This is a genomic window from Streptomyces sp. NPDC020192, from assembly GCF_044388685.1.
In the GTDB taxonomy this organism is placed as follows: Bacteria; Actinomycetota; Actinomycetes; order Streptomycetales; family Streptomycetaceae; genus Streptomyces.
In genome coordinates, this window is record NZ_JBIRXG010000003.1 from 58,419 (window position 1) to 84,261 (window position 25,843).

General features: G+C 69.6%; 26 protein-coding genes and 1 other RNA gene. 12 read left to right on the forward strand and 15 right to left on the reverse strand.

The features are described 5' to 3' along the window. The first annotated feature begins 91 nt into the window (after window positions 1-91). Entirely contained in the window at window positions 92-1,045 is a 954-nt protein-coding gene (locus ACH47Z_RS07270; RefSeq protein ID WP_399071474.1) for a hypothetical protein, read from the forward strand. 103 nt (window positions 1,046-1,148) lie between these two features. Here ACH47Z_RS07270 and ACH47Z_RS07275 read toward each other — a convergent pair whose 3' ends face one another. After that, complete coding sequence (locus ACH47Z_RS07275; RefSeq protein WP_399071476.1) at window positions 1,149-1,340, reverse strand: hypothetical protein; 192 nt, start codon at window positions 1,338-1,340, stop codon at window positions 1,149-1,151. A gap of 257 nt (window positions 1,341-1,597) precedes the next feature. On the opposite strand from ACH47Z_RS07275, the gene ftsE reads away from it, so the two are divergent. The 5 genes from ftsE (at window position 1,598) to ssrA (ending at window position 5,509) form a co-directional block, all read left to right on the forward strand. Beyond that, window positions 1,598-2,287: a cell division ATP-binding protein FtsE gene (gene ftsE, locus ACH47Z_RS07280; protein ID WP_399071478.1), complete on the forward strand. Its 690-nt coding sequence runs from the start codon at window positions 1,598-1,600 to the stop codon at window positions 2,285-2,287. Between the two features lie 34 nt (window positions 2,288-2,321). After that, on the forward strand, window positions 2,322-3,239 hold the full coding sequence (gene ftsX, locus ACH47Z_RS07285) for a permease-like cell division protein FtsX (protein WP_399071480.1): 918 nt from the start codon (window positions 2,322-2,324) through the stop codon (window positions 3,237-3,239). Between the two features lie 67 nt (window positions 3,240-3,306). Further along, window positions 3,307-4,494, forward strand: coding sequence for a S41 family peptidase (locus ACH47Z_RS07290; RefSeq protein ID WP_399071482.1), 1,188 nt, complete (start codon window positions 3,307-3,309; stop codon window positions 4,492-4,494). A gap of 57 nt (window positions 4,495-4,551) precedes the next feature. Next, on the forward strand, window positions 4,552-5,031 hold the full coding sequence (smpB, locus tag ACH47Z_RS07295; protein WP_399071484.1) for an SsrA-binding protein SmpB: 480 nt from the start codon (window positions 4,552-4,554) through the stop codon (window positions 5,029-5,031). A 109-nt stretch (window positions 5,032-5,140) separates the two neighbouring features. Beyond that, window positions 5,141-5,509: a transfer-messenger RNA gene (ssrA, locus tag ACH47Z_RS07300) on the forward strand. A 97-nt stretch (window positions 5,510-5,606) separates the two neighbouring features. On the opposite strand, the gene ACH47Z_RS07305 is transcribed toward ssrA, so the two are convergent. The 4 genes from ACH47Z_RS07305 to ACH47Z_RS07320 form a co-directional block, all read right to left on the reverse strand. Beyond that, the gene (locus ACH47Z_RS07305; protein ID WP_399071486.1) at window positions 5,607-6,428 is read right to left on the reverse strand and encodes a carbohydrate ABC transporter permease; all 822 of its coding nucleotides are present in this window, start codon (window positions 6,426-6,428) and stop codon (window positions 5,607-5,609) included. Beyond that, on the reverse strand, window positions 6,425-7,312 hold the full coding sequence (locus tag ACH47Z_RS07310; RefSeq protein ID WP_399071489.1) for a carbohydrate ABC transporter permease: 888 nt from the start codon (window positions 7,310-7,312) through the stop codon (window positions 6,425-6,427). Before ACH47Z_RS07310 ends, ACH47Z_RS07305 begins: the two co-directional genes overlap by 4 nt. After that, window positions 7,309-8,604: an ABC transporter substrate-binding protein gene (locus tag ACH47Z_RS07315; protein ID WP_399071491.1), complete on the reverse strand. Its 1,296-nt coding sequence runs from the start codon at window positions 8,602-8,604 to the stop codon at window positions 7,309-7,311. Before ACH47Z_RS07315 ends, ACH47Z_RS07310 begins: the two co-directional genes overlap by 4 nt. Before the next feature lie 81 nt (window positions 8,605-8,685). Further along, window positions 8,686-9,903 carry an MFS transporter gene (locus tag ACH47Z_RS07320; RefSeq protein ID WP_399071493.1) on the reverse strand — a complete coding sequence of 406 codons (1,218 nt, stop codon included), beginning with the start codon at window positions 9,901-9,903 and terminating at the stop codon, window positions 8,686-8,688. Window positions 9,904-9,987: 84 nt separating this feature from the next. Between ACH47Z_RS07320 and ACH47Z_RS07325 the strand changes: the two genes are divergently transcribed. Together ACH47Z_RS07325 and ACH47Z_RS07330 are read left to right on the forward strand one after the other, a co-directional pair. Beyond that, window positions 9,988-10,953 (forward strand): LysR family transcriptional regulator, encoded by a 966-nt coding sequence (locus tag ACH47Z_RS07325; RefSeq protein WP_399071495.1) that lies wholly within the window; start codon window positions 9,988-9,990, stop codon window positions 10,951-10,953. Between the two features lie 104 nt (window positions 10,954-11,057). Continuing rightward, the gene (locus ACH47Z_RS07330; RefSeq protein WP_399071497.1) at window positions 11,058-11,489 is read left to right on the forward strand and encodes a hypothetical protein; all 432 of its coding nucleotides are present in this window, start codon (window positions 11,058-11,060) and stop codon (window positions 11,487-11,489) included. 70 nt (window positions 11,490-11,559) lie between these two features. Here ACH47Z_RS07330 and ACH47Z_RS07335 read toward each other — a convergent pair whose 3' ends face one another. The 3 genes from ACH47Z_RS07335 to ACH47Z_RS07345 all read right to left on the reverse strand — a co-directional run bounded on the left by ACH47Z_RS07335 (window position 11,560) and on the right by ACH47Z_RS07345 (window position 14,459). After that, entirely contained in the window at window positions 11,560-12,636 is a 1,077-nt protein-coding gene (locus ACH47Z_RS07335) for an ABC transporter substrate-binding protein (RefSeq protein WP_399071499.1), read from the reverse strand. A gap of 72 nt (window positions 12,637-12,708) precedes the next feature. Further along, window positions 12,709-13,587: an ABC transporter permease gene (locus ACH47Z_RS07340; RefSeq protein WP_399071502.1), complete on the reverse strand. Its 879-nt coding sequence runs from the start codon at window positions 13,585-13,587 to the stop codon at window positions 12,709-12,711. Continuing rightward, entirely contained in the window at window positions 13,584-14,459 is an 876-nt protein-coding gene (locus tag ACH47Z_RS07345; RefSeq protein ID WP_399071504.1) for an ABC transporter ATP-binding protein, read from the reverse strand. The genes ACH47Z_RS07340 and ACH47Z_RS07345 overlap by 4 nt, the downstream gene beginning before the upstream one ends. Before the next feature lie 280 nt (window positions 14,460-14,739). On the opposite strand from ACH47Z_RS07345, the gene ACH47Z_RS07350 reads away from it, so the two are divergent. From ACH47Z_RS07350 to ACH47Z_RS07365, 4 genes are all read left to right on the forward strand, one after another. Next, window positions 14,740-16,389: an ATP-binding protein gene (locus ACH47Z_RS07350; RefSeq protein ID WP_399071506.1), complete on the forward strand. Its 1,650-nt coding sequence runs from the start codon at window positions 14,740-14,742 to the stop codon at window positions 16,387-16,389. Then, a complete protein-coding gene (locus ACH47Z_RS07355; protein WP_399071508.1) occupies window positions 16,386-17,075 on the forward strand; it encodes a response regulator in 690 nt (229 codons plus the stop codon). Before ACH47Z_RS07350 ends, ACH47Z_RS07355 begins: the two co-directional genes overlap by 4 nt. A 169-nt stretch (window positions 17,076-17,244) precedes the next feature. Further along, window positions 17,245-18,615, forward strand: a complete 1,371-nt coding sequence (locus tag ACH47Z_RS07360) for a nitrate/nitrite transporter (protein ID WP_399071511.1) — start codon at window positions 17,245-17,247, stop codon at window positions 18,613-18,615. A gap of 108 nt (window positions 18,616-18,723) precedes the next feature. Continuing rightward, a complete protein-coding gene (locus ACH47Z_RS07365; protein ID WP_399071513.1) occupies window positions 18,724-19,875 on the forward strand; it encodes a uroporphyrinogen-III synthase in 1,152 nt (383 codons plus the stop codon). A gap of 27 nt (window positions 19,876-19,902) precedes the next feature. Here ACH47Z_RS07365 and ACH47Z_RS07370 read toward each other — a convergent pair whose 3' ends face one another. From ACH47Z_RS07370 to ACH47Z_RS07400, 7 genes are all read right to left on the reverse strand, one after another. Further along, window positions 19,903-20,679 (reverse strand): DUF899 domain-containing protein, encoded by a 777-nt coding sequence (locus ACH47Z_RS07370; protein WP_399072306.1) that lies wholly within the window; start codon window positions 20,677-20,679, stop codon window positions 19,903-19,905. Beyond that, window positions 20,592-21,137: a DUF2182 domain-containing protein gene (locus tag ACH47Z_RS07375; protein ID WP_399071516.1), complete on the reverse strand. Its 546-nt coding sequence runs from the start codon at window positions 21,135-21,137 to the stop codon at window positions 20,592-20,594. Before ACH47Z_RS07375 ends, ACH47Z_RS07370 begins: the two co-directional genes overlap by 88 nt. 44 nt (window positions 21,138-21,181) lie before the next feature. Further along, a complete protein-coding gene (locus tag ACH47Z_RS07380) occupies window positions 21,182-21,532 on the reverse strand; it encodes an ArsR/SmtB family transcription factor (RefSeq protein ID WP_399071518.1) in 351 nt (116 codons plus the stop codon). Continuing rightward, window positions 21,519-21,953 carry an SRPBCC domain-containing protein gene (locus ACH47Z_RS07385; protein ID WP_399071520.1) on the reverse strand — a complete coding sequence of 145 codons (435 nt, stop codon included), beginning with the start codon at window positions 21,951-21,953 and terminating at the stop codon, window positions 21,519-21,521. Before ACH47Z_RS07385 ends, ACH47Z_RS07380 begins: the two co-directional genes overlap by 14 nt. Window positions 21,954-23,020: 1,067 nt before the next feature. Beyond that, complete coding sequence (locus ACH47Z_RS07390; protein WP_399071522.1) at window positions 23,021-23,524, reverse strand: hypothetical protein; 504 nt, start codon at window positions 23,522-23,524, stop codon at window positions 23,021-23,023. Window positions 23,525-23,617: 93 nt separating this feature from the next. Further along, complete coding sequence (locus ACH47Z_RS07395) at window positions 23,618-24,358, reverse strand: hypothetical protein (RefSeq protein WP_399071524.1); 741 nt, start codon at window positions 24,356-24,358, stop codon at window positions 23,618-23,620. A 72-nt stretch (window positions 24,359-24,430) separates the two neighbouring features. Beyond that, window positions 24,431-25,819, reverse strand: a complete 1,389-nt coding sequence (locus ACH47Z_RS07400) for a S1 family peptidase (protein WP_399071526.1) — start codon at window positions 25,817-25,819, stop codon at window positions 24,431-24,433. Between the last annotated feature and the right edge of the window lie 24 nt (window positions 25,820-25,843).

Genomic DNA, 25,843 nt, shown 5'->3' on the forward strand with positions numbered 1-25,843 from the left:
CGCGGACTTCGTCACCGGCTGCCTCCCGTCGATCACGGCAACGCCCCACGCGCCGCCTCATTGACGAACAGCTACTGGGGGTAGCAACCATATGACGAAGAAGACGCGGATCCGGGTCGCGCGGATAGCCGCGGGCGCCGTGATCGCGGCCGGTGCGTCCCTGACCGCCGCCGGCGCGGCCTCCGCCCTGGACCTCAACGTCCAGGCGGGCCCGATCAGCCTCGGCGCCCACACGAACACCGACGACGGCGGCACCGACGGCGGCTGCCCGGTCGCCGTCTGCACCGATGGCGGCACCACGACCGGCGGGGACACCAGCACGGGTGGCACCACGACGACCGGCGGCGACGCCTCGACCGGCGGTTCCACCACCACCGGCGGTTCCACCACTACTGGCGGTTCCACCACTACTGGCGGTTCCACCACTACCGGCGGTTCCACCACCACCGGCGGTGACGCCAGCACGGGCGGCGACGCCTCCACCGGCGGTAACTCCTCGACCAGCGGCGACGTCACCATCGGCGGTGGCACCACCTCCACCGGCGGCAACGGCAACAGCGGCGGGAACGGCAACGGCGGCAACAGCTCCGGCGGTTCCTCCACCACCGGCGGTTCCTCCACCACCGGCGGTTCCTCCACCACCGGCGGTTCCTCGACGTCCGGCGGCTCCAGCACCTCCGGCGGTTCGAGCACCGGTGGCAGCTCCACCGGCGGTTCCGGCAGCACGGGCGGTTCCAGCACCGGCGGCAGCTCCACCGGCGGCTCCGGCAGCACGGGCGGCAGCAGCACGGGTGGCTCCACCACCGGCGGCAACAACGACAACCCGCAGGGCGGCAGCGGCAAGGCCACCCAGGACGAGGGCTCCTCGGCCCTGACCGACACGGGCTCCGACAGCAAGGCCCAGGGCGGCGACAAGCAGCTCGCCGAGACCGGTGCCGGTCAGACCGCGTTCCTGGTCATCGGCGCCGCGACGATGATCGCCGGTGGCATCGGCTTCCGCGTGCTGCCGCGTCTGGCGAACGGCCGGGGCGGCACCGCCGCCTGACCGTGATACCACGGTCACGCAGCGCACGCACCCCGCATGCGTAAGGGCCCGGAGCTTGGCGCTCCGGGCCCACAGTCGTCTCTACGGCACTCTCGGTGCTGCGCTACGCGGTCTGGTGCGCCAGCAGCGCCACCGCGGTGATCAGCACCGCCAGCAGCGCGACCAACGCCATCGGGTTCACCCCACCGAGGAAACCCTCCTGCTGCAGTCGCTCGCGGTTGGCACGGCACACCGGACACCGGCCCTCGCTCACGGGCGCCGCACAGTTCGCGCACACCAACCGGTCGTACGTCATGCGCTCGCCCTCCTTGCACCGGCTTTCACCTGTAGAACGCTCAGGGGACCGAGAACGTTCCCCGGCTCCCCACTCCACTGTGCCAGGTTCCCGCAAGCCGTGCGCGGGCCCCCGGGAGAGCCGTACGGGAGCGGAACAGAAACAGGGGGCGGTACAAAAACGTACAAGTCTTGCCCAAGCTCTCCCTGCGACTGCACTTGCACACCCGGTTCGCGTATGGTCACGCTCATCTACCCCCGGCGACCCGTGGTGCATCCGTGATCCGATTCGACAACGTCTCCAAGGTCTACCCCAAGCAGACCCGCCCCGCACTCAGGGATGTCTCCCTGGAGCTGGAGAAGGGCGAGTTCGTCTTCCTCGTGGGGTCCTCCGGCTCCGGAAAGTCCACCTTCCTGCGGCTCATCCTCCGCGAGGAGCGGTGCACCCACGGACAGGTGCACGTGCTGGGCAAGGACCTCGCCCGCCTCTCCAACTGGAAGGTGCCGCAGATGCGCCGCCAGCTGGGGACCGTCTTCCAGGACTTCCGGCTCCTGCCGAACAAGACCGTCGCGGAGAACGTGGCCTTCGCCCAGGAGGTCATCGGCAAGTCCCGCGGCGAGATCCGCAAGTCCGTGCCGCAGGTGCTCGACCTCGTCGGGCTCGGCGGCAAGGAGGACCGTATGCCCGGCGAGCTGTCGGGTGGTGAGCAGCAGCGCGTGGCCATCGCGCGGGCCTTCGTCAACCGGCCCAAGCTGCTCATCGCCGACGAGCCCACCGGTAACCTCGACCCGCAGACCTCCGTCGGCATCATGAAGCTGCTCGACCGCATCAACCGGACGGGCACCACCGTCATCATGGCGACGCACGACCAGAACATCGTGGACCAGATGCGCAAGCGCGTCATCGAGCTGGAGAAGGGCCGCCTCGTCCGTGACCAGGCCCGTGGCGTCTACGGCTACCAGCACTGACCACGTCCACGACGGAAAGGCTTGACCAGACGCCATGCGCGCCCAGTTCGTCCTGTCGGAGATCGGTGTCGGTCTCCGCCGCAATCTGACGATGACCTTCGCCGTCATCGTCTCCGTCGCCCTGTCCCTGGCCCTCTTCGGCGGCTCCCTGCTGATGAGCGATCAGGTGTCCACCATGAAGGGCTACTGGTACGACAAGGTCAACGTCTCGATCTTCCTGTGCAACAAGCACGACGCCGAGTCGGACGTCAACTGCGCCAAGGGCGCGGTCACCGACGACCAGAAGAAGCAGATCCAGGCGGACCTGCAGAAGATGCCGGTCGTCGAGAAGGTGACCTACGAGTCGCAGGACGAGGCCTACAAGCACTACAAGGAGCAGTTCGGCAACTCCCCGCTGGCCAGCTCGCTGACGCCGGACCAGATGCAGGAGTCGTACCGCATCAAGCTGAAGGACCCGCAGAAGTACCAGGTCATCGCGAGCGCCTTCAACGGGCGTGACGGTGTGCAGTCGGTGCAGGACCAGAAGGGCATCCTGGACAACCTGTTCCAGCTGCTGAACCTGATGAACCGCGGCGCGCTCGGCGTGATGGCGATGATGCTGATCGTCGCGCTGCTGCTGATCGTCAACACGGTGCGCGTCTCGGCGTTCAGCCGCCGGCGCGAGACCGGGATCATGCGCCTGGTCGGTGCCTCGGGCTTCTACATCCAGGCGCCGTTCATCGCGGAGGCCGCGGTCGCCGGACTCATCGGCGGCGGCCTCGCCTGTGTCGCGCTGCTGGTCGGCCGGTACTTCACCATCGACCACGGCATGGACCTCTCCCACAAGCTCACGCTCATCAACTTCGTGGGCTGGGACGCGGTGTTGACCAAGCTGCCGCTGATCCTCGCGACGAGCGTGCTGATGCCGTCGTTGGCCGCGTTCTTCGCGTTGCGCAAGTACCTGAAGGTGTGACGCATGCCAAGAGGGCCGTACGGGCATCCGCCCGTGCGGCCCTTTGCGTTGTCCTAGACTCACGGCCATGTCAGGCCGAGAGCTGTGCCGAGACCTTCTGTGTCCGCCCCGCCGTATCCGTCGCGGGGCCGCCCTGACATTGGTCTTCGCCGGCGTCCTGGTCGCGGGCGCCGCCACCGGCTCGTTCCCGGAGACCGGCCAGCCCGTCCGGAAGCCCGCGTTCCGTCCGGCGGCCGAGGCCACCACCCCGCACGAGGACGTCCGCAAGGCCGCCGCCGACGCGATGGCCGACGGCAAGTCCCCGATGGAGGCCGCCGAGCGGGCGGTCAGCCGCAGCGGCGACCGCTGGGGCGCGGTGTACTCCGAGGGCGAGTACCAGGAGTTCCAGGACGCCCTCGACGGCAGGTACACCGGCGTCGGCCTGTGGGCGAGACGCGAACAGGACGGCCGGATCGACGTGACCAGGGTCCGGCCCGGCTCGCCCGCCGCCGAGGCCGGCATCCGCGCGGGCGACCGGCTGACCAGTGTCGACGGCAGCAAGGTCGACGGCCGCCCGGTCACCGACGTGGTCTCCTTACTGCGCGGCGACGCCGACGACGCGGCCGCCGGTACGACCGTCACGCTGGGCCTCGAGCGCGGCACGCGCGCGTGGACCGAGAAACTGCGCCGGGCCAGCCTGTCCACCGACTCGGTGACCGTACGCAAACTGCCCGGCGGGGTCACCGTCATCAAGATCGCCGCGTTCACCAAGGGCTCTGGCGACGCCGTCCGCGACGCCGTACGGCAGGCCCCGGCCGACGGCGGGATCATCCTCGACCTGCGGGGCAACTCCGGCGGCCTGGTCAGCGAGGCCGTGGAGACCTCCTCCGGCTTCCTCGACGGCGGCCTGGTCGCCACCTACGACGTCGACGGCGCCCAGCGCTCCCTGCACGCCGCCCCCGGCGGCGACACCGTCCGGCCCCTGGTCGCGCTGGTCGACGGCGGCACGATGAGCGCGGCCGAGATGCTCACCGGCGCCCTCCAGGACCGGGGCCGCGCGGTGGTCGTCGGCTCCCGCACCTTCGGCAAGGGCTCCATCCAGATGCCGACGAAGCTGCCCGACGGCTCGGTGGCCGAGCTGACCGTGGGCCACTACCGCACCCCCTCCGGCCACGCCGTCGACGGCCAGGGCATCACCCCGGACCTGGAGGCGGGCCCGGAGGACGCGCTCCAGCGGGCCGAGACGGTCCTCACCGGCCTGGGCGACCCGTCGTAGCCTCGTGTTAATCGGCTGTACGCACACCCCCTCCGTAGTGCGAAAATGGACGGCACTATGGCTAAGGAAAAAGGGCGCAAGCTGATCGCGCAGAACAAGAAGGCGCGGCACGACTACCACATCCTCGACACCTACGAGGCCGGTCTGGTCCTCATGGGCACCGAGGTGAAGTCGCTGCGCCAGGGGCGGGCCTCGCTGGTCGACGGCTTCGTGCAACTGGACGGTCACGAGGCGTGGCTGCACAACGTGCACGTCCCCGAGTACAGCCAGGGCACCTGGACCAACCACAGCGCCCGGCGCAAGCGCAAGCTGCTGCTGCACCGCGCGGAGATCGAGAAGCTGGAGTCCAAGTCCCAGGAGACGGGTCACACGATCGTGCCCCTCGCCCTGTACTTCAAGGACGGCCGCGCCAAGATCGAGATCGCGCTGGCGAAGGGCAAGAAGGAGTACGACAAGCGGCAGACCCTGCGGGAGAAGCAGGACCGGCGCGAGGCGGACCGGGCCATGTCGGCGGTCCGGCGCAAGCAGCGGGGCTGAGCCTCGGCGCGGGAATACGCTGGCACCGACCTGCGTTGTTCCCGTACGATGGCATCGCACTCCACAGAGAGTGCACGCACCCTCTCCGGAGGGATTGAAATATCAACATGGGGATGATCGGTTTCGACAGCGGCTGTCGAAGCAGGGGAAGCGTGTCGAGGAAGCGGCCATGATCTCGTAAACCACAGGCCGAAAAAAATAATCGCCAACACCAAGCGCGATTCCTTCGCCCTCGCTGCCTAAGTAGCGACTTGCGAAGTGTCAGCCCGGGGCTGTTCCCGACCCGGATCCTGGCATCAGCTAGGGAACTAAACCTTGATCCCGGTCACGGGGTGAAGAGGGAAACCAAACAGTGACTGAGCCCGTCGGCGACTTGTTCGCGTGATCGCCGGGGCTGAGAAAAGCGCAGCGAACTGCACACGGAGAAGCCCTGATTCCGCACCGTTGGACGCGGGTTCGATTCCCGCCATCTCCACGATCTGGGGGCATGACCCCCAGACCCCTCCGGGGGTACCCCATGTGGGCGAAGGCCCCGTCGCTTCGAGCGGCGGGGCCTTCGTCATGCCTGTGCCCGCTTACTTCACGGCCCCCACCGCGATCCCCCGGGTGAGCGTCCGCTGGAAGACGAGGAAGAAGACGACCGCGGGGAGCACGCCGAGCAGGGCGGCCGCGTTGGTCATGGTGGCGTCCATCAGGCGCTGGCCCTGGAGGACGCCGAGGGCGACGGAGACGGTCTGGTTGTCGTTGGAGACGAGCATGACCAGCGGCAGCAGGAACTCGTTCCAGGTCCAGATGAAGAAGAAGACGAGGAGCACCCCGAGGGTCGGGCGGCTGACCGGGACGACGATCCGCCACAGCACCTGCCACGTGCCGGCCCCGTCGATCCGGGCGGCCTCGATGATCTCCCGCGGGAACTGCCCGAGCACGGAGGCGAGCAGATACGTCCCGAACGCGGACTGGATCACCGTGAACACGATGATCACGCTGAGCCGGGTGTCGTAGAGCCCGGCCTGCTTGCTCAGGTAGTAGAGCGGGTAAACCAGCGCCTCCTGCGGCAGCGTGTTCGCGAGGACGAAGAAGGCCAGCACCCAGGTGCGGCCCCGGATCCGGCCGATGCCGATCGCGTACGCGTTCAGCACCGACAGCGCGGCGGCCAGGACCGCCACCGAGCCGCTGATCAGCACGGAGTTGAGCAGCTTGCGCCCGTAGTCGACGCGCTGCCAGAAGTCCGTGAGCCCGTGGGTGTAGAGGCCGTGGGGGAGGCTGAGCGGCCCGTGCCGGGCGTACTCGGCCGGGGACTTGACCGCGTTGATCACGACGATGACGAACGGCACGATCATGAACAGGGCGGCGAGGCACAGGGCGATCAGCACCGGGTAGCGGCGCAGGGCGGTCATGTCTCCTCCGCACGGCTTTGCAGCTTCAGGCCGATGAGGGCCAGGGCCAGGATGATCACGGTCAGCACGGTGGAGATCGCGGCGCCGTAGCCGACCTGGGTCTTCTCGAAGAACGTGGTGAAGGAGAAGTACGACGGGACGTCCGTCGCGCCGCCCGGACCGCCCTTGGTGAGCACGTACACCGCGCCGAACACCTTCAGCGCGGCGATCGTGCACCAGGTCAGCACGACGTAGATCTCCGGCCGGATTCCCGGCAGCGTGATGTGCAGGAACCGCCGCCACCAGCCGGCGCCGTCCAGCTCCGCCGCCTCGTACAGCTGCGGGTCGACCCGGCCGAGGCCCGCCATGAACACCACCAGCGGAAAGCCGAGCTGCACCCAGACCAGCACACCCATGACGGTGTACAGCGCGAGGTCCGGGTCGCCGAGCCAGTCCTGCTGCCAGGAGCCGAGCCCGACGGCCCTCAGCAGCGCGTTCAGGGCGCCGTCGTCGGGGGCGAGGATCCAGCTCCAGACGATGCCGGCGACCGCGACCGGCAGCACCTGCGGAAGGTAGAAGCAGGCGCGCAGGACCGACGCCATGCGGGTGCCGAAGTGCTTGCCGACGTAGTCGGACAGGGCGGCGGCCAGCACGAGTCCGAGGGCGGTCGGTACGGCGGCCATCGCGACGACCATGAACAGGCTGTGCCGGAACGACGCCCAGAACTCCGAGTCGTGCGCGAGCCGCCGGTAGTTGGCGAGCCCGGACCAGTGCGGGCTGCCCACGCCCTGCCAGTCGGTGAAGCCGACCCCGGTGTTCATCAGGAACGGCACGACCACGACGGCCAGGAAGGCGAGCGCGCCCGGGAGGAGGAACAGGGCGTAGGAGTCCCGGGGGGCCTTCATCGTGTGGGTGCGCCCTGGTCGTACGCCTTCTGGAGATGGTCCAGCCAGTCGTCCGGTTTCTCGCTGCCGGTCATCAGCTTCTGGGTCTCGGAGACCAGGGTGTCGTAGAACCCGGCCACCGGCCAGTCGGGGTAGAAGGCGAGGCCGTCACGCCCGGTGAGGGTGTTGAACTGGGCGATCAGCTGCTTGGACTTGGGGTCGGTGATGGCCGCCGCGTCCGCCGCGACCGGGATCCCGCCCTTGTTGCCGAGCAGGTTCTGGATCTTCTTCGACAGGGTGATGTCGATGAAGTCGTAGGCGAGTTGCTTGTTCTTCGCGCCCTTGGGGACGACCCAGAGGTTGCCGCTGGAGCCGAGGGTGAGGTTCGAGCCGGGCCACAGGGTGGTGTCCCACGCGAACTTCGCCTCCGTCTGGAAGCGGCCGTACCACCAGCTGCCGGAGAACAGGATCGGCGCCTTGCCCTGGATCCAGGACACGCCCGCGTCCTCGGCCTTGACGCTGGTGGAGTTCTTGCCGATGTAGCCCTTCTCGACCCAGTCGGCGAAGGTGTTCGCCGCGTAGGTCCAGGCTGCGTCGTGGAAGTCGGTCCTGCCCTTGTACAGCTCGTAGGAGTCGACCCACGAGCGGTCGGCCTTGGACAGGGCGAGCTGGTAGAGGTACTGCTGGGCCATGTACTCGGCGCCCGCGTTGGCGAGCGGGGTGACGCCCTTGGCCACGAACTGGTCCATGGCGGCGGTGAGTTGGTCGAAGCTCTTCGGTTCGGCGATGCCGTACTTCTTGAAGAGGTCCTTGTTGTAGAAGACCATCGTGTACTCGCCGTAGTCGGGCACGCCGTACCAGTTGCCGGAGCCCATCACGCCGTTCGTGTCGTACATGCTGGTCGTACGGACGCTGGCGGGGATCTTCTTGTCCCAGCCGCGCTGGGTCGCCTCGGTGGTGAGGTCGGTCAGCAGGCCCTGCTTGGAGAGCAGGCCGGCGGTCGCGTTGCCCTTGTTGTACTCCATGACGTCCGGCGCGTCGGAGGAGTTGAGGATCATGGGCGCGGTCTTCTGGATCTGCTCGAAGCCCTTCTCCTCGAACTTCACCTTCACGCCGGGGTGCTGGGCCTCGAACTCCTTGATGGCCTCGTTCCAGGCCACGCCCATCGCGCTGTCGGGGCCCTCGTAGTGCCAGAGCCGGAGGGTCCTGCCGTCGCCGGAGCCGCTGTCCGAGCCGCCGCAGGAGGCCAGGAGAAGGGACGCGGCGACGACTGCGGTCGCCGCCAGATACCTGTGCCGTCGTGCCATCAACATCCATTTCCTCCACGGGAGTTGGTGTTGAAGCGCTTCGACGAAGGACGGTAGGTGGGGTGATCGTGGGCGTCAACAGATCTGTCAGAAATCGGTGCAAGCGTTTCGACTGAGTCCCCGTGACGTGGTGTGGATGAGCAGCGCTAGCGTGGCCGCTGCCGCCGGGACGGCGAGGGCGGTGGCGAGGGAGAGGTGCTCGGCCGCCCAGCCGCCCGTGGCCGAGCCGCAGGCGATGCCGGTGAGCAGCCCGGTCACCACCAGGCTCATGCCCTCGTTGAGCCGGTCGGCCGGGGTGAGTTTCTGCACCAGGGTCATCGCCAGCACCATCGTCGGCGCGGTCGCCATGCCCGCGACCAGCAGCGCGCCCGCGAGCGCCGGCAGCGAACCGGCGACACCGGCGGCCGCCCACGGCAGGGTCATCAGGACGGCCATCCCGGCCATGCAGTGCCCCAGCCGCACCCCGGCCGGCTTCCGTGCCCCGAACACCAGGCCCGCGACGCACGAGCCCGCCGCCTGGAGCGCGAGTACGGCACCGGCGACCGCGCGATGCCCGTGCGCGTCGGCGTAGGCGATCGTGCCGACCTCCATCGAGCCGAACACCGCGCCGGTCGCGACGAAGCAGGCCAGCAGGGGCGGGATACCGGGGCTGCGCAAGGGGGATCGTGCGGAGCGGGTGGCCTTGACCGGCGGCTCGGTGGCGCGCTGCGCGGTGAACAGCAGCATCCCGGCGAGCAGCAGCACCGCCCCGGTGAGCGTGCCCGCCTCCGGGAAGAAGGTGCCGGTCAGGAAGGACGCGAGCACCGGGCCGAGCATGAAGCACAGCTCGTCGGCGGCCTGCTCGAAGGAGTTCGCGGTGTGCAGGGCGCCGGGGTCGTCGCGCAGCAGATGGGCCCAGCGGGCGCGGGACAGGCCGCCGATGTTGGGGGTGGTGGCGGTCGCGACGTACGCGGCGAACAGGGTCCAGTCGGGGGCGTCGTAGCGCACGCACAGCAGCAGCGCGAGGCTGCCGAGCACGGCGGTGAGCGTGGCCGGTACGGCGATACGGGCCTGCCCGTACCGGTCGACCAGCCGGGCGACCCACGGCCCGGCCAGCGCGGTCGCCGCGAGCCCGCTCGCGGTGACGGCACCGGCGAGGGCGTACGACCCCCGGGACCCGGCGATCATCACGACGGCGCTCACACTGAACATGCCCATGGGCAGCCGGGCGAGCAGATTGCCGGTGGTGAAGGCACGGGTACCGGGGAGGGAGAAGAGACGGCGGTAGGCGCTCTGGTGCGCCGGCGTGGATATGACGGAGGGCATGGCCCCACCCTCACCCGGCTCGGATCAAGGGGTCCAACACCTGATCGGCACCGATTCACGCACCTGTGTTGTAAGTTCACGCGTATGCCCGCTCACCTGGAGCCCAGACTCCTGCGCGCCTTCGTCGTCGTGGCCGAGGAACTGCACTTCACCCGCGCGGCCACTCGACTGTACGTCGCCCAGCAGGCCCTCAGCCGTGATGTACGGCGGCTGGAGCGGGAGTTGGGTGCCGAGCTGTTCGTGCGGACCACCCGGCAGGTGACGCTGACGGCCGACGGCGAGCGCCTGCTGCCGTACGCCCGCCGGGTCCTCGCGGCGCAGGACGAGCTGGTCGCGGCCTTCGCGCAGGCCCGCCCGCTGCTGGTGGACCTCAACTCGCCGGGCCTGGTCACCGGCCGCCGGGTGCTGCACCGGGCCCGGGAGCTCGCCCCCGACTGCGAGCTGATGGCCCGCTACGAGAGTGGTCTGACCGGGGCGGCCGAACTCATGCTGTCCGGCAGGCTGGACGTCTCCTTCGGCCGGTTCGCCGGTCTGGACCCGGCGCTGCGGTCGGGGCTCTCGCATCAGCCGGTGCGCTACGAGCCGATGGCCGTCGTCCTGCCCGAGGATCACCGGCTGGCCGCGCTGCCCGAGGTGCCCGTGTCCGCGCTGGCCGGGGAGGCGGTGTACGCCGGTGCCGGGAACCCGCGCACCCCGGAGTGGACCGACCTGGCCTCCCGCCTCTTCGCGGAGCACGGCATCCGGCTCGCCCCGCCGCTGCCCCTGGCCGTCGGGGACGAGGAGTTCGAGCGGATCATGGGCAAGAACGGCCATCCGGTGCTGGCGGTGGTGGACTTCCCGCCGCTGCCCCGCATGGTGCTACGGCCCCTCGTCGATCCCGTCCCGGTGTCGCCGGTGTCGCTGGTGTGGCGCAAGGGGCTGGCCCACCCCGGTCTCGCGGCGCTGCGACGGGCGGCGACGGAGATCTCCCAGGTGGAGGGATGGCTGCGACGGCCGGTGGAAGCGTGGCTTCCGGGGGTCGACGACGAGGTGATGAGAGCGGGCGCCTGAGCCACCTCAGATGTTGCTCAACCTTCAAGGAAAGGGCTTCCTGCCGCTCTCGCCGGACTGTCATGATCTCGCCAGAAAGGCCGAAAACGAGGGGAAGCACTTCCATGCTGAAGAACATCAGGCGTGCGCTCACGGTCGTCGGCGTGGCCGGTGCCGCGGTCACGCTGGCGGCGACCACCGCCTTCGCGTCGGGCGGCGTCCACTACCCGACCCAGACGCAGCAGTCCACCTACAAGAAGTGCATCGACACCACGAGCGGGGGCAGCCGCTACAGCTCCACCTACAGCGGCTACGTCTTCGTCGCCGACTCGTTCGGGTCGGCTCCCGGCTGCGAGTACTCGTACGTGGAAGTCGTCTACGTCGACAAGAGCGGCAACGAGCAGGTGAAGCGGGCCTCGGCCAAGGGGAGCCTCACCGACGGCCCGAGCACGCACGTCTTCCTCTACCCGAGCCAGTACAAGAAGGTGCTGGAGGTCATCGGCTCCAGCCGGGACTGGAGCGGCAACAGCTCCGGCGGGGTTTATCTGTACTTCTGACGGCGCTGCGGACATTCCGATGCGAAAGGGCTGCTGGTGGACCAGCAGCCCCTTCGCATGTGCCGATCCGTCAGCCGTTCGCCCCGGCCGGGGTCGTGGTCGTGGTGAGGCCTTCCGTCTTGTTGGCCTTGATGGCGAAGTCGTTGGTGAACGTCGTGCTCAGGTCCACCTTCGAGGTCGCGTCGCCGACCTGTTCCAGGGACGCCAGCACGGTCTTCGGACCGCCCGCCGGCATGATCCCGTCCGGCAGGAACTGGCCCTTGTCCTGGGTCAGGGCCGTGATGTAGTCGGCCTTGGTCACCAGCTTGTTCTCCACGAACGACGCCGGAAGCTTGTTCGCGATGTCGGCCGCGCTGTGGGTGTTGATCCAGTGCATGGTGGCCACGAGGGCGTTGACGACCTTCTGCACGGCGTCCTTGTGCGAGTTCACCCAGTCGGTGCGGGCGATCACGCCCGCGGCCGGCCAGGCGCTGCCCAGCGCCGCCGTGGCACCGCTGGTGGTGGCCAGGTCGATCGCGGAGGAACCGAGGTTCTTCTTCTCGATCGCGGCGACCGTCGGCTGCGTCGTCATGACGCAGCTGATCTTGCCGTTCTGCAGCGCGGCGATCGCGGTGGCACCCGCACCGACGCCGACTCGGTGGAAGTCGCTGGGCTTGATGCCCTTCTGGGACGCCATGTACTGGGTGAGGATGTCGGTGCCCGAGCCCGGGTCGGTGATGCCGAGCGACTTGCCCTTGAAGTCGGCGGCCGACTTCACACCGCTGCTCGTGGAACACATCTCCCGCTCGCCCGGCGCGCCGGACAGCTGGACGACGTCCTCGACGGCCTTGCCCTTCGTCTGGAACTCGATCGTGTGGTTGTACCAGGCGCCGGCCATGTCCACCTGACCCGAGGCCATGGCCTCCTCGGCGCCGACACCGCCGTCCGTCTCGGTGCTCAGCTCGACGTTGACGCCGTACTTCTTGTAGAAGCCCAGGTTCTGGGCCAGCTGGTAGGGCAGGTAGATCTGCTTGTCGATGCCGCCGACCATGATCTTGACGGTCGGGGTGCCGCCGGAAGCGCTCGACCCGGAGCTGCTGGAACACGCGGTGGCCGCGCCGAGGGTGAGGGCGGTGACGATCGAGGCGGTGAGGGCTCTTTTCAGCATGGCGGCTCTTTCCTTTCGGACATGCATGAGGACGCGGGGAGGGGAGAGGGGACGGGGGTGAAAAGTGGGGGCTCAGAGGGAGTTGGCCTCGGACGGGGCCGGCGGGCGCCAGGACAGCAGCCGGTGTTCGAGCTTGCCGATCAGCCACTCCGCGCCGAGCACCAGGACCGCGATGACGAGCATCGTCGCGAACACACCGTCGGGGTCGAACTTGTCCTGCGCGGTCTTGATGACCAGACCCAGGCCGCTCTGCGCGCCGAGCACCTCGCCGACGAGCGCGCCGACGATGGCGAAGCCGAACGCGCTGTGCAGGCTGGCGATGATCCAGGTCAGCGCGGAGGGCACGATGACGTGCTGGGTGATCTGCAGCCGGGAGGCGCCGAGCACCCGGGCGTTGGCGAGGACGTTGCGGTCGACCTCGCGCACGCCCTGGAAGGCGTTGAAGAAGACGATGAAGAACACCAGCACCGCGGCGAGCAGGATCTTCGGCATCACGCCGATGCCGAAGGCGACGATGAAGATCGAGCCGAGGACGATACGCGGGATCGCGTTGACGATCTTGATGTAGGGCCCGAGCACATCGGACAGGAAGCGGCTCTGGCCGAGCGCGACACCGAGGATGACGCCCGCGACGGTACCGACGCCGAAACCGACGAGGGCTTCCTCGATGGTGGTCCAGATGTTCGCGTAGAACGAGCCGAACTCGGTGCCGTTCTGGAAGAGGTCGATCAGCCGGCTCCAGATGCCCGACGGCTGCCCGAAGAAGAACTTGTCGACGATGCCCAGGTCGGTGAACAACTGCCAGCCACCGATGACGAAGACCGCGAGACCGAAGCGGCCCGCCCACACCGAGGCGACCCGCCGCCGGGCGGCCCGCCTGGCGGCGGCCGCCACCGAGGTCTGCTTGCCGTCGGCGACCGGGGCGGCGGAAGCGGTGGACGTCGTGCTCATGCGGTGCCTCCTGCGGTGCGTGCGTAGGCGCGCTCGACCTCTTCGCGCAGCGTTTCCCAGATCTGTTGCTGGAGTTCGATGAAGCGGGGCTGGAAACGGATCTCCTGGACGGAACCGCGCGGGCGGGGCAGGTCGATGTCGAAGACCGCCTTGACCGAGCCGGGGCTGGAGGTCATCACGACGACCCGGTCGGCGAGCGCCACGGCCTCGTCGAGGTCGTGGGTGATGAAGATGACGGACGGCCGGATCTGCTCCCACAGGCCGAGCAGCTCGGTCGACATGATCGCCTTGGTCTGCACGTCCAGGGCACCGAACGGCTCGTCCATGATCAGGATCTTGGGTTCGTTGATCAGCGCGGCGGCCATCGCCACGCGCTTGCGCATACCGCCGGAGAGCTGGTGCGGATAGCGGTCCTCGAACCCCGACAGGCCCACCCGGCGCAGCCAGTCCCGGGCGGAGGCCTGCGCCTGCTGCTTGGGCACGCCCCGGAAGATCGGCCCCATCAGCACGTTGCCGAGGACGGTCTTCCAGGGCAGCAGGGCGTCCGCCTGGAACATGAAGCTGACGCCGTCGGTGATGCCGTCCACCTCGCGGCCGCCGACCTTCACCGAGCCCTCGCTGGGCCGGTCGAGCCCGGACACCATGCCGAGCGTGGTCGACTTGCCGCAGCCGGTGGGGCCGACCACCGCGCAGAACTGGCCCGGCTCGACGGTGAACGACACGTCCTGCAGCGCCGTGAACACCTCACCGGAAGGGGTCAGGAATCGCTTGGTGAGCCCGGAGATCTCGATGCGCGCGTCCTCACGCGCCGCTGTGCCGGCGGTCGCCGCACCGCTGATCGGGCTCTTCGCGACATCGTTTCGCGAAGCCATGGGGGCCGTCTCCTTCCACGCCTCGAGGGGCGAGTTCCACACCTCGTCGGGTCGAGTTCCGCACCTCGTCGAGGCGGGTGAAGGCAGACGCTAGAAGCCACCCGGCGTTACGTCGCTGTTTCCGAGGTATCCCGCGATAGCCGCGTAAACCCGGGTTCTGCTCGTTCTGCTCAGTGATACGGGGCTGGGCAGAATTCCGGCCATCAGGCACAATCACGCCACCACGGGTCCGGCGCAGGGCCGGCCCGGCACCACCCCGAACAGGCGCGAAGGGGCACCTGTGACACCCATTCGCATACGGGTCGGGCGCGGCGGGAAGGGGAGACTGTCCGCGCGGATCCTCGTCAGTCAGCTCGCCATCCTGGCGCTCACGGGCCTCATCGGCTTCGTCCTGTTCGCCTTCGCGCAGCGCTCCACGCTCGACCGCACCTACGAGGAGCGGGCCGTCGCCATCGCCAAGACGACGGCCGCCGACCCGCAGATCCGCCGCGCCATGCAGGAGGGAGACGACGGTGGCGTCGTACAGGCCGTCGCCGAACGCATCCGGCAGTCGTCGGGAGCGTCGTACGTCGTCGTCATCGACCTGCGCGGCATCCGCCACTCGCACCCCATGTCGCGGCTGGTCGGCTCGCCGGTGACCGAGCCGATCGCGGCGCGCGACGGCCGCCCGCACGTCGGCACCGACCAGGGCGCGACCGGGCGCTCCGCCAACGGCAAGGTGCCGCTGTACGGGACGACGGGCGAGCTGGTCGGCGAGGTGTCGGTGGGCATCCCGGAACACACGGTGCTCGGCGAGCTGTGGCGCGAGCTGCCCACCTTCGCCGTGTACGCCGCGATCGCCACCGCACTCGGTTCGGTGGCCGCGTTCCTGCTGGCCGGGCGGCTGAAGCGGACGACGTTCGGGCTGGAGCTGGAGGAGATCGCCGGGCTGCTGCAGGACCGCGAGGCGATGCTGCACGGCATCCGCGAGGGCGTGCTGGCCTTCGCGCCGGACGGCAGGATCACCGTGGTGAACGACGAGGCCCGCCGCCTCCTCGGACTCGGCACCGCGCTCGGCAGCACCCTGGACGAGGTGCTGCCCGACGGCCGGCTGCGCCGCGCCCTGGACGGCACTCTGACCGGCACCGACATCAGCGTGCTGACCGACGAGCACTGTCTGGTCGTCAACCGGATGCCGGTGACCCTGCACGGGCGCGAACTGGGCGCCGTGGTGACCGTCCGCGACCGCACCGAACTGGTCGGACTTCTGCGGGAGTTGGACTCCGTACGCGGTCTGACCGACGCCCTTCGAGCCCAGCAGCACGAGTTCACCAACCGGATGCACCTGCTCGCCGGGCTGCTGGACATCGGGGCGTACGACGATGCGTACGAGGTGGCCGTCGAGTCGGCCGGTGCCGGACAGGCGCTCACCGAGTCCGTGCGCAAGCGGATCGGCAACCCGCTGATGGTCGGCCTGGTCGTGGCCAAGACCACGGTCGCCGCCGAACGCGGGGTGCACGTCGAGCTCGACGACGGCTCCGCGCTGGGCGAGGACCCGCCGCATCTGCCCCGGCTGCTGACGATCGTCGGCAATCTGCTGGACAACGCGATCGACGCGGCGGGCGACGGACCGCCTTCCTCGGGCGGACGCGCGGTACGGCTCACGCTCACCGAGGACGGGCGGGGGACGACCGTACGGGTGGCGGACAGCGGCCCCGGCGTCCCGCCCGGCGCCCGCGACTCGATCTTCGAGGACGGCTGGTCGACCCGCCCCGACCGGGGCACCGCCCGGCGCGGCCTCGGCCTGGCCCTGGTCCACCGCCTGGTGTCGCGGCACGGCGGCACGATCACCGTCAGCGAGGGCCCGGGAGCGGTCTTCACCGTACGACTGCCGGCCCCTGTGACGACCGGGGGAACGAAGGCACTGCCCGTGGGAGGTGACCGCCGGTGATCCGCACCCTGGTCGTGGACGACGACTTCCGGGTCAGCCACATCCACTGCGACTACGTGTCCCGGGTCCGGGGCTTCGAGGTGGTGGGCGAGGCGGCCACGGTGGCCGACGCCCTCCAGGCGACGTCGGCCCTCCGCCCCGACCTGCTGCTGCTGGACATCTTCCTGCCCGACGGCAGCGGACTGGACGTGCTGCGGCGGCTGACCGGGGACGCGGGAGGTGCCCGCCCGGACGCCTTCGTGATCACCGCGGACCGGGACATCGCGTCCGTCCGCACCGCCATGAAACTCGGCGCGGTCGGCTACCTCGTCAAGCCCTTCGGCGCCGCCGACCTGGCTGAACGGCTCACCGCGTACCGCGAACTCCAGCACCGCGTGGACACCCTCGGGGAGACCACGGAGACCGAACAGGCCGATGTGGACGCCCTGTTCAGCGCGGTACGGCCGCCCGCCGTGCCCCGGTTGCCGGCCAAGGGCCACTCGGCGCCGACGCTCGCCCTCGTCCAGCAGACGCTGCGCACCGCCCACCGCGATCTGTCGGCGGCGGAGGCCGCGGAACTGACCGGCGTTTCCCGGGCCACGGCCCAGCGCTACCTCTCCTACCTCGTCAAGGAGGGCACGGTCCGCCTGATCCTCCGCTACGGGGCGACGGGCCGGCCGGAGCACCGCTACCGGATCGCGTCCTGAGGCGCCCTCACGGGTCCGCCTCCCCGTGAGTGAGAGCAAAGTTCCTTCGCGGTCACCCACAGCCACAGCGCGGAAACGCGTGCTCCCTACCTTCAGGCTCGGTCGTGCGTGTAGCAGAGCGCCGTATGACCTAAGGCAGACCGAGCAGCCGGAGCCCCGTGGAGGCGTGATGACAGCCCCAGCCGTACCCCGTCGCAGTGGCCGCTGGATCGAGCAGTGGGATCCGGAGGACGAGGGATTCTGGAAGGCGACCGGCGAGAAGATCGCCCGCCGGAACCTGTGGTTCTCGGTGCTGTCGGAGCACATCGGCTTCTCCGTCTGGACCCTGTGGTCCGTGCTGGTCCTCTTCATGGGCCCGAAGTACGGCCTCACGCCCGCCGACAAGTTCCTGCTGACCTCGATGGTCACGCTGGTCGGCGCCGTGGTCCGGGTCCCGTACACCTTCGCGGTGGCGGTCTTCGGCGGCCGTAACTGGACGATCATCTCGGCGAGCCTGCTGCTGGTGCCGACGGTGGCCGCGTACACGGTGATGAAGCCGGGCACGTCCTTCACCACGTTCCTGCTGGTCGGCCTGCTGGCCGGCATCGGCGGCGGCAACTTCGCGTCCTCCATGACCAACATCAACGCCTTCTTCCCGCTGAAGAAGAAGGGCTGGGCGCTGGGGCTGAACGCGGGCGGCGGCAACATCGGCGTGCCGGTGATCCAGCTGGTCGCGCTGGCGATCATCGGCGCGAACGGCGGCCCGAGGCTGCTGCTGGGCATCTACATCCCGCTGATCGTCGTGGCGGCGGTGCTGGCGTCGGTCTTCATGGACAACCTGGCGTCGGTGAAGAACGACACGGGCGCGGCGAAGGACGCGGCGAAGGACGCCCACACCTGGATCATGTCCTTCCTCTACATCGGCACGTTCGGCTCCTTCATCGGCTACAGCTTCGCCTTCGGCCAGGTCCTGACGAACCAGTTCGGCCGCACCCCGCTCCAGGCGGCCTACCTCACCTTCATCGGCCCGCTGCTCGGTTCGCTCATCCGCCCGCTCGGCGGCTGGCTGGCCGACCGCTACGGCGGCGCGCGCATCACGCTGTGGAACTACGTGGGCATGGCGGCGGCGACGGCGGTCCTGGTGGTCGCGAGCATGCAGAAGTCGTTGCCGCTCTTCGTGTCGGTCTTCGTGGTCCTCTTCGTCCTGAGCGGCCTGGGCAACGGCTCGACGTACAAGATGATCCCCGGCATCTTCCAGGCGAAGGCGCTGGCCAAGGGGCTGACGGGGGAGGAGGCGGTGTCCTACGGCCGCCGCCTGTCCGGAGCCTCGATGGGCCTGATCGGCGCGGTGGGAGCGCTGGGCGGAGTCGGCATCAACCTGGCCTTCCGCCAGTCGTTCCTGTCGTACGGCTCCGGAACGGGCGCGTTCGTCGCCTTCCTCGCCTTCTACGGTGCCTGCTTCGCGCTGACGTGGGCCGTATACCTTCGCCGCCCGGCGGGGCAGGCTGTAACGGAGGCGACTGCGGAGACAAAGCCACAGCTCAGTTACGCGGAAGTGTGACGTAACACCGGTGCAATGGAGCCGAACCGAGCCTGTCACGCGCCGTTGACAGGCTCGATCGGCATACCGGTCAGACGGGGCGTGCCGGTCAGCTAGGAGAGCCGAGCCATGTACGACGAAGAGCAGCACCCAGAGCACGGTCCGCTCGCGGGATTCACCGTGGGCGTCACCGCCGCGCGCCGGGCCGAGGAGCTGGGCGCCCTGCTCCAGCGGCGCGGCGCCGTCGTCCTGCACGCGCCCGCCCTGCGGATCGTGCCGCTCGCCGACGACGGGGAACTCCTCGCCGCGACGAAGGAGATCATCGACCAGGTCCCGGACGTGGTCGTGGCCACGACGGCCATCGGCTTCCGCGGCTGGGTGGAGGCGGCGGAGGGCTGGGGCCTGGGCGATCCGCTGCTGGGCCGCCTACGGGAGGCGGAGCTGCTGGCGCGGGGCCCGAAGGTGAAGGGGGCGATCCGTGCGGCAGGCCTGACGGAGGAGTGGTCCCCGTCCTCGGAGTCGATGGCGGAGGTCCTGGACCGCCTCCTGGAGGAGGGCGTGGAGGGCCGCCGTATCGCGGTACAGCTGCACGGTGAGCCGTTGCCGGGCTTCGTGGAGTCCCTGCGTGCCGGTGGCGCGGAGGTGCTCCCGGTCCCGGTGTACCGCTGGATGCCCCCGGAGGACACGACCCCGCTGGACCGCCTGCTGGACGCGACGGTCGCGCGCTCGCTGGACGCCCTGACGTTCACGAGCGCCCCGGCGGCGGCATCGCTTCTGTCGAGGGCGGAGTACAGGGGCCTGCTGCCGGAGCTGCTCTCGGCCCTCTCCCACGACGTCCTGCCGGCCTGCGTGGGCCCGGTGACAGCGCTCCCGCTCCAGGCGCACGGCGTGGACACGGTCCAGCCGGAACGCTTCCGTCTGGGCCCCCTGGTCCAGCTGCTGTGCCAGGAACTCCCGGGCAGGGCCAGGGCATTGCCGATCGCCGGTCACCGGGTGGAGATCCGCGGCCACGCGGTCCTGGTCGACGGCGACCTCAAGCCGGTCCCTCCGGCGGGCATGTCCCTGCTGAGGGCTCTCGCCCGCCGCCCCGGGTGGGTGGTCCCGAGGGCGGACCTGCTGCGGGCGTTGCCGGGCGCGGGACGGGACGAACACGCGGTGGAGACGGCGATGGCCCGCCTCCGTACGGCTCTGGGGGCGCCGAAGCTGATCCAGACGGTGGTCAAGCGGGGCTATCGGCTGGCGCTGGATCCGGCGGCGGATGCGAAGTACGCGGACGTGTGAGGCGGGGCTTGGGCTGCCGCTTCTCGCTCACTCGTTGTCGTACTCGTCGTGCCGGCGCCACCAGACGCCCGTCTCGTTGCGGCCGAGGGGGGCGCGGTCGAGCCACTGGTACATGCCCCACAGGGAGTCCAGGCCGCGGGCGTAGGACGAGTAGGTGTGGTGGACCGTGCCGTCCTGCAGGGCGAACGCGCTCATGCCGGGGCCTTCTCGGCGGTACGTCTCCCAGTCCGTGCCGACGATCGATTCGGTGAAGGTGTCGCGGGAGGCCTTCTCGTCGGGCGTCGCCGGACGAAGGTCCTCCTCGCCGAAGTTGTGCGCGACGACTCCCGCTTCCCACTCCTCCTTGGTGTGCGCCACCCCGAAGTCGAAGTTGAAGTCGCTGCCGTGGGACGACGCCCAGGGGAAGGTCCAGCCCATCCGCTCCCGGTACGCGTGGAGCTTGGCGAGCGGGGCCCGGGACACCGCCCAGAACATGACGTCGTGGTGGGCGAGATGGGTCACGGAGTCGTTGAAGCCGTCGGCGATCGCCGAGCAGGTCGGGCATCCGGCGGTGTAGTCGGGCCCGAACATGAAGTGGTAGACGAGGAGTTGCGAGCGGCCCTGGAACAGGTCGGCGAGTGACGCCGTACCCTCCTCGGTCTCGAAGCGGTAGTCCTTGTCGACCCGGACCCAGGGCAGCTCCTGCCGGCGCCGGGCCAGCTCGTCGCCGCGCCGGGTCAGCTCCTTCTCCGCAGGCTCATCACGCCCAGCGCCACCAGCACCGCCATCAACCCGACGGTCGAGCCGACGGTCGAGCCGGTGCAGTACAGCCCGAACCTCAGCCCGGAACCGGAGCTGGAATCGTCGCGGCAGCGCGAGCGGAAGTACCGTTTGACCGGCGTGAGTTCGTAGGCCCCCGCCGCGATCACCACCGCGCCGGCGACCGGAGATCCGTGCGGCCGGTCCAGTGCGTACGCCACGACGCCCGCGAGCGCCCACACGGCCAGGTAGCCTCCGGCGAAGGGCAGCGCGGTGTGCAACCCGCCGGTCGCGCGGACGTGCCGGGCTACGGCCGGAGCCGCGCCCGGCAGCATCATCGCCGCCATCATCGTCGTCCACGTCGCGGCGAAGAACCCCGACGGACCGGGGCTGGTCGCCGCCCCCATGTCCATGCCGTGCATCAGCCCGGCCGCGGCCGCCCAGCATGCCGCGGCGAGCCCGAGCGTCACCCCCAGTGCGATCTCTGGCCCGGCCGACCGGCGGAAGTCCGCGTTCGCGTTCACTGTCGGTTCTCCCTCCGCGGTGGGCGCGGGCGCGCCGGATCCCGTCACGTGGATCCGCGTGCCTGCCCGTCGAGGTGGTCTTTCAGTGCGTCGAGCGGGCTGTCCCAGTCGCGCGCCAGCGCGGCCAGGAACTGCTGTGCCACCTGCATCGGCGCGGACCTCAGCCGGTACCGCACCCGGCGCCGTTCACCCGGTTCGGCCGTGACCAGACCGGCCTCTGCCAGCAGGGCCAGGTGTTTGGCGATCGCCTGCCGGGTGATCGGCAGCCGGCCGGCCAGGTCCGTGGCCGTCGCCGGGCCGCCCGAAGCCAGCGCGGCCAGGATGGCGCGCCGGCTCGGGTCGGCCAGGGCGGCGAAGACCTGTTCGGCGATCGCCTCGATGTCAGGCTGCTGCATCGAGGTGGTCGACCAGCTCGCCCAGCTCGCGCGCCCAGCCCTCGGTGTGGTCGTCGTACTCACTGCGGCGGGTCTCGTCCGGCAGCTGGGCGAAGCCGGTCTCGACCACCGTCAGCCGGGTGCCGGAGGCCACCGGTTCGAGGGTGAACTCCACGTAGGTGCGGCGCGGATCGTCCTCGGGCAGCCCGGGCACGCGCCACGTGTAGCCGAACACCGTCGGCTCCTCCACCCGCTCCACCCGCATGTCGGCGAAGTGCCCGCCGTCCCACTTCATCCAGGCCGAGCCGCCCGGGCGCAGATCGATCTCGGCCTGGTTGCCGAACCAGGCGCTCAGTCCCTCGGCCGTGGTGAGTGCCGCCCACACCGCGGCCGGGGGGTGCGCGATCTCGACGGTCCGCTCGATGCGATCAGGGAATGCCATGACTGCCTCCATGGATTTATAGCAACCATCTGATTGCGACAGTATGGCAACTGGCTGGTTGCGTCAAGTCGCCGCTCGGCCCGGCAAGGTGCTGGACATCAAGACCGCCGACATCAAGGCGGCGGCACCGGTACTACGACCCGGAGACGGCGCGGTACACCAGCGCGGATCCGACGGGGCCGCAGAACCCGCTGGACTTCGGGCAGGGGTACACGGGTCGGCGAGACGTCTTCCCGGTGGCATCAAAGCTTCGGAAGTCGAAGTACCGCCTGGCGTAGAGAACGCCATCAAGGGACGGATGATCTACGAACTGCGGAAAGTCGGCCGCATCGCCCCCAAGGGGACCGAGGACATCACCGGAGACAAATGGAGGCGACCGCCTCTCGCCGCGGAAAGTTGCACATGAAGTACGTCCCAGCCGTCTGGGAAGATGGTGGGTTCTACGTGGATCCGAGGGCCTACCTGGCCGAGCTGCCGCGTCTGCGCGCCGACCTGCCCCCGGGCGCCTGGATGTTCGCCTCCGACCCCGGCCACTACGACATCGCGGCCGCCACCCGCTGTGTGAAGGATCTGGAGCTGGCTGGGGTCCACCTGGCCACCGACAAGAGCGGCGGCCTGATCCTGGAGTTCGCGCCCAACAAGGATCCTTCCCGACGAGGACGGCGGTTGCCTGCACGAGATCGCGCTCACCGACGCGTCGATCACCGTCCGCTGCGAGGACCTGCAAGCCGCTTGGGGGGACGCGCGCTGAGGAGTCAACCGGGATCGTCGACCCACAGGGCATCGGCTCATTGCCGACCCGGCGGACGGGAACCGCATCATCACCTTCCCTGGCAGCACCGCACCCGGACTACCGGCTGACCTGAGCCACGTTGGTGGAGGGCATGGCGTTGCCAGGCTCGCCTCCCCCAGGGTCAGGAGCGTGGGCGATGGGCCGTCTCGGCGGGTCTCCGAACCTTTTCGCGTCCGTCGGGTATCTGCGGTTCCTGGGCGCTGTCATGGCAGGTGCGGGACTTCTCCTGCTCGTCGCGGCGTATGCGCTGTGGCACCTGGACCGACCCCACCGCTCACGAGTAGGTCCAGCGCCATCTGCTCCCGCTGGGGGCGCACGTGATGCTCGTGCCGGAGGCGTCCGTCGTCGTCGCTCCGTGGTCGCTGTTGCGGCAGAACTCGCCGGCGGAGTAGCAGTTCCCCGCGTTGGAGACGATGGAGCAGGTGCCCGACGCGCTCTGGCCGCCGGTATCACCTGAGCTGCTGCCGCTGTTGTCGGTGGCCGCCTGGGCGGTGACCGTCACCGTCGCCTCGACCGTCTTCGTCACGGTCGGTCCAGGTGCGGGCTTCGCGGTGGCTGTCGCCATGGCGGTGGTGGTGGCGGTGACGGTCGCGGTCGGCCGGGGCTGACCGGCCGCTGTTTTCACGCTGTTGCCGTCGCTGTGTTGCCCGCTGGCGCCCGCGCCTGTTCCCAGGAGAAAGGCGAAGCCGATCGCGGGCAGTACGTAGCGTTTCCGGGCCCACTTCGGAGCCGGGCGGGTCGGCGGGGTGGGCGGTGGCGGCATGTATGGGCTGGTCATTCGTCCCCCTGGGAGGTTTCGGGAGCGAAGACGGTAGCCCCGTGACGCTGGACCTGTGAGGAATGTGTGGAAGAGGTGATGAATTCGTGATGGTCACGGACTGACGTGATCGGCCACTTCGAGGAATTCCTCTTTCGGCAGGCGCCGGTCCGCTGCCTGGACGTTGATGGTGTATCCGGCGGCGTACCAGGTCAGAGACCACGCACCCGGTGGGGTTCCCGGTCTGTCGGTGAGCCGCCCGGTGGTCTGGGTGATGCTCAGGGAGCCCCTGTCTCCGCCCTGACCGGGGTTCCGGAGGTAGGTGGCCGTCCACGAGGGCGTCCGAGCGCGTCGGTACGGGGGCGTTGTGACGTCGCCCGGTCCGAGGGGTCTGTCGGACGGCGCGTAGCCCTTGGGCAGGTAGCGGGGACGGGCGAGGCGGGCGGCCTCGAAGGGGCTGATGGTGTCGTGGGAGACGGCGTCGGAGAGCGTCCTCGCGCCGAGTGGCCGGGCCAGGGTCGTGGTGAGCAGCCGCTGGCCGCCTTCTCCTCCGCTGCCGACGCATACGGCGTTCTCGGGCAGCCCGGCGTGCCGCCCGCGCTCCAGTTCCAGTGACACCGTCCGGGCGGACTCGTGGGCCACCAGGTGAGGCTGGTCCTCGCAGCCGGTCCAGATCACCGGGGTGGTCAGAGTGCGTCCGTCGCCGCTGACCAGCACATCGCCCGGCACGGACGCGTCGTAGGTGTGCGAGCGATCCCGGAGTGTCCAGCCGGCCACGACCGCGATCAGGCAGGCCGATGCCACCGCGGCCCATGTCGTGCGGGGGCGCAGGCGCCGTCGGCCGTTGTGGGACACGGTCACGCTCCTTTTGTGTGTGCGGTGGGCCGCTGGTCCGGCCCGGCGGCCCACCGGTCGCTCAGCCGATGGTCACTGGGTGACCAGGGTCCAGTGCATGTCCTGCAGCGTCTGGAAGATCGGCACGAAGTACACACCCTGCACGCACCAGGGAGTGCGCACGCCGCTGTCGAGGACGTACTCCGACGACGGGCAGGTGACGGTCCGGTCGAGGGCTGTGATCATGCCACGCGCCTCGTCGGCGGTGTAGTTGTTCACGCCGGCGAAGACCGGTCCGCCACTGTCGCCGTTCGCCGCCGCGATGTGGTCCTTCGTGCGTGACGTGGAATAGGCGAGGTCGGTGTCCGGTCGGTAGACGCCGTTCGCTCCCGTGACCCCGATGTCCGTCGCGGAGATCTGCACGCCGCAGTGCACACCGGAGTTGGCGCCGTCGGTGCAGACGTAGTCGCCCACGTTGTTGTGGCCCCAGCCGGTGACGGGCTTGGAGTACCCGTCGGTCTCGTTCGCCGGACCGTCGTACAGACGCCCGGCGGACTGTCCGGACGGCAAGCTGATGCCCAGGGCGTCGTCCGACGCGAGCCGCTGGGCGTTGTCGGTGGTGCCGATGAGTCTCCCGCCCCAGTAGGTGTGCCACACACCGTTGCCACCATTGCAGTGGTAGGCCGCGCTGAGCTCGTACCGCCCGTCGGAGGTCTTGACGCTGAACGCGCTGGAACAGATGCCCCCGCTCGGGTTGCGCAGGGCCGCCCCTCCGTGCCACGGGGTGTTGTCCTCCTGCCGGGAGGAGAGGTCCACGCTCAACGGCTTGTAGACCACGGTGGTGTGAACTCCGGTCAGGCGGTCGGTGGCCGCCTTGACCTCGCTCGACGTGCTCTGGCGGGCAGTCGACGCCAGCGGGTCCATCCGGTCGCTCCTGCCCACGCCCCGGTCTTCGTCGTAGCCGATCTGCAGTCCGCTTCCGTCGACCGCGGGGCCGATGCTGGTGATGCGGAGGGGGGTCGACGTGCCGGAGATGCGCAGATCCGCGGGCTTTCCGCCGCGAAGAAGCCTGTTCCGGGCCGCATGCAGATCGGCCTTGGAGTAACGGGCCGGAAGCACCGAGGCGCGCACGCCCCTGGGCAGGTGGGCAAGGATGCGCCGTACCCGCTGCGGCGGGTTGCCCTTCCAGTGCAGACGCAGGCTGTTGTGGAGTGGATCGACTTCGATGTCGGTGAAGCCGGGAATCCTGGCGCGGTCCGATTCGGAGAGTCCCTCGGTGATCCGGCCGGCGATCTTGTCGAGAGTTTCCTGCTTCTTCTCGATCGTCTGACCGCCCGAACCCGCGGCCGCTGCCGGGGCGGTGACTGCCGATTGCGCCGCCGCACCCGCGGAAGGGGACGCGACGAAGGGAAGGGAGAGGGCCAGCGCCGCGACGGGGAGGGCTATGACCGCGCGTCTGCGGCCGCTGCCGGATTTCTTCACAGGGCCTCATTTCCTCAGTTGTCT

Coding starts and splice junctions, on each gene's coding strand:
- ACH47Z_RS07315 (WP_399071491.1), bottom strand. CDS start 8,604: ATGTTGATGGCACGACGGCACAGGTATCTGGCGGCGACCGCAGTCGTC.
- ACH47Z_RS07360 (WP_399071511.1), top strand. CDS start 17,245: ATGACAGCCCCAGCCGTACCCCGTCGCAGTGGCCGCTGGATCGAGCAG.
- ACH47Z_RS07385 (WP_399071520.1), bottom strand. CDS start 21,953: ATGGCATTCCCTGATCGCATCGAGCGGACCGTCGAGATCGCGCACCCC.
- ACH47Z_RS07330 (WP_399071497.1), top strand. CDS start 11,058: ATGCTGAAGAACATCAGGCGTGCGCTCACGGTCGTCGGCGTGGCCGGT.
- ftsX (WP_399071480.1), top strand. CDS start 2,322: ATGCGCGCCCAGTTCGTCCTGTCGGAGATCGGTGTCGGTCTCCGCCGC.
- ACH47Z_RS07390 (WP_399071522.1), bottom strand. CDS start 23,524: ATGACCAGCCCATACATGCCGCCACCGCCCACCCCGCCGACCCGCCCG.
- ACH47Z_RS07345 (WP_399071504.1), bottom strand. CDS start 14,459: ATGGCTTCGCGAAACGATGTCGCGAAGAGCCCGATCAGCGGTGCGGCG.
- ACH47Z_RS07380 (WP_399071518.1), bottom strand. CDS start 21,532: ATGCAGCAGCCTGACATCGAGGCGATCGCCGAACAGGTCTTCGCCGCC.
- smpB (WP_399071484.1), top strand. CDS start 4,552: ATGGCTAAGGAAAAAGGGCGCAAGCTGATCGCGCAGAACAAGAAGGCG.
- ACH47Z_RS07325 (WP_399071495.1), top strand. CDS start 9,988: ATGCCCGCTCACCTGGAGCCCAGACTCCTGCGCGCCTTCGTCGTCGTG.
- ACH47Z_RS07335 (WP_399071499.1), bottom strand. CDS start 12,636: ATGCTGAAAAGAGCCCTCACCGCCTCGATCGTCACCGCCCTCACCCTC.
- ACH47Z_RS07310 (WP_399071489.1), bottom strand. CDS start 7,312: ATGAAGGCCCCCCGGGACTCCTACGCCCTGTTCCTCCTCCCGGGCGCG.
- ACH47Z_RS07275 (WP_399071476.1), bottom strand. CDS start 1,340: ATGACGTACGACCGGTTGGTGTGCGCGAACTGTGCGGCGCCCGTGAGC.
- ACH47Z_RS07320 (WP_399071493.1), bottom strand. CDS start 9,903: ATGCCCTCCGTCATATCCACGCCGGCGCACCAGAGCGCCTACCGCCGT.
- ACH47Z_RS07270 (WP_399071474.1), top strand. CDS start 92: ATGACGAAGAAGACGCGGATCCGGGTCGCGCGGATAGCCGCGGGCGCC.
- ACH47Z_RS07340 (WP_399071502.1), bottom strand. CDS start 13,587: ATGAGCACGACGTCCACCGCTTCCGCCGCCCCGGTCGCCGACGGCAAG.
- ACH47Z_RS07290 (WP_399071482.1), top strand. CDS start 3,307: ATGTCAGGCCGAGAGCTGTGCCGAGACCTTCTGTGTCCGCCCCGCCGT.
- ACH47Z_RS07305 (WP_399071486.1), bottom strand. CDS start 6,428: ATGACCGCCCTGCGCCGCTACCCGGTGCTGATCGCCCTGTGCCTCGCC.
- ACH47Z_RS07365 (WP_399071513.1), top strand. CDS start 18,724: ATGTACGACGAAGAGCAGCACCCAGAGCACGGTCCGCTCGCGGGATTC.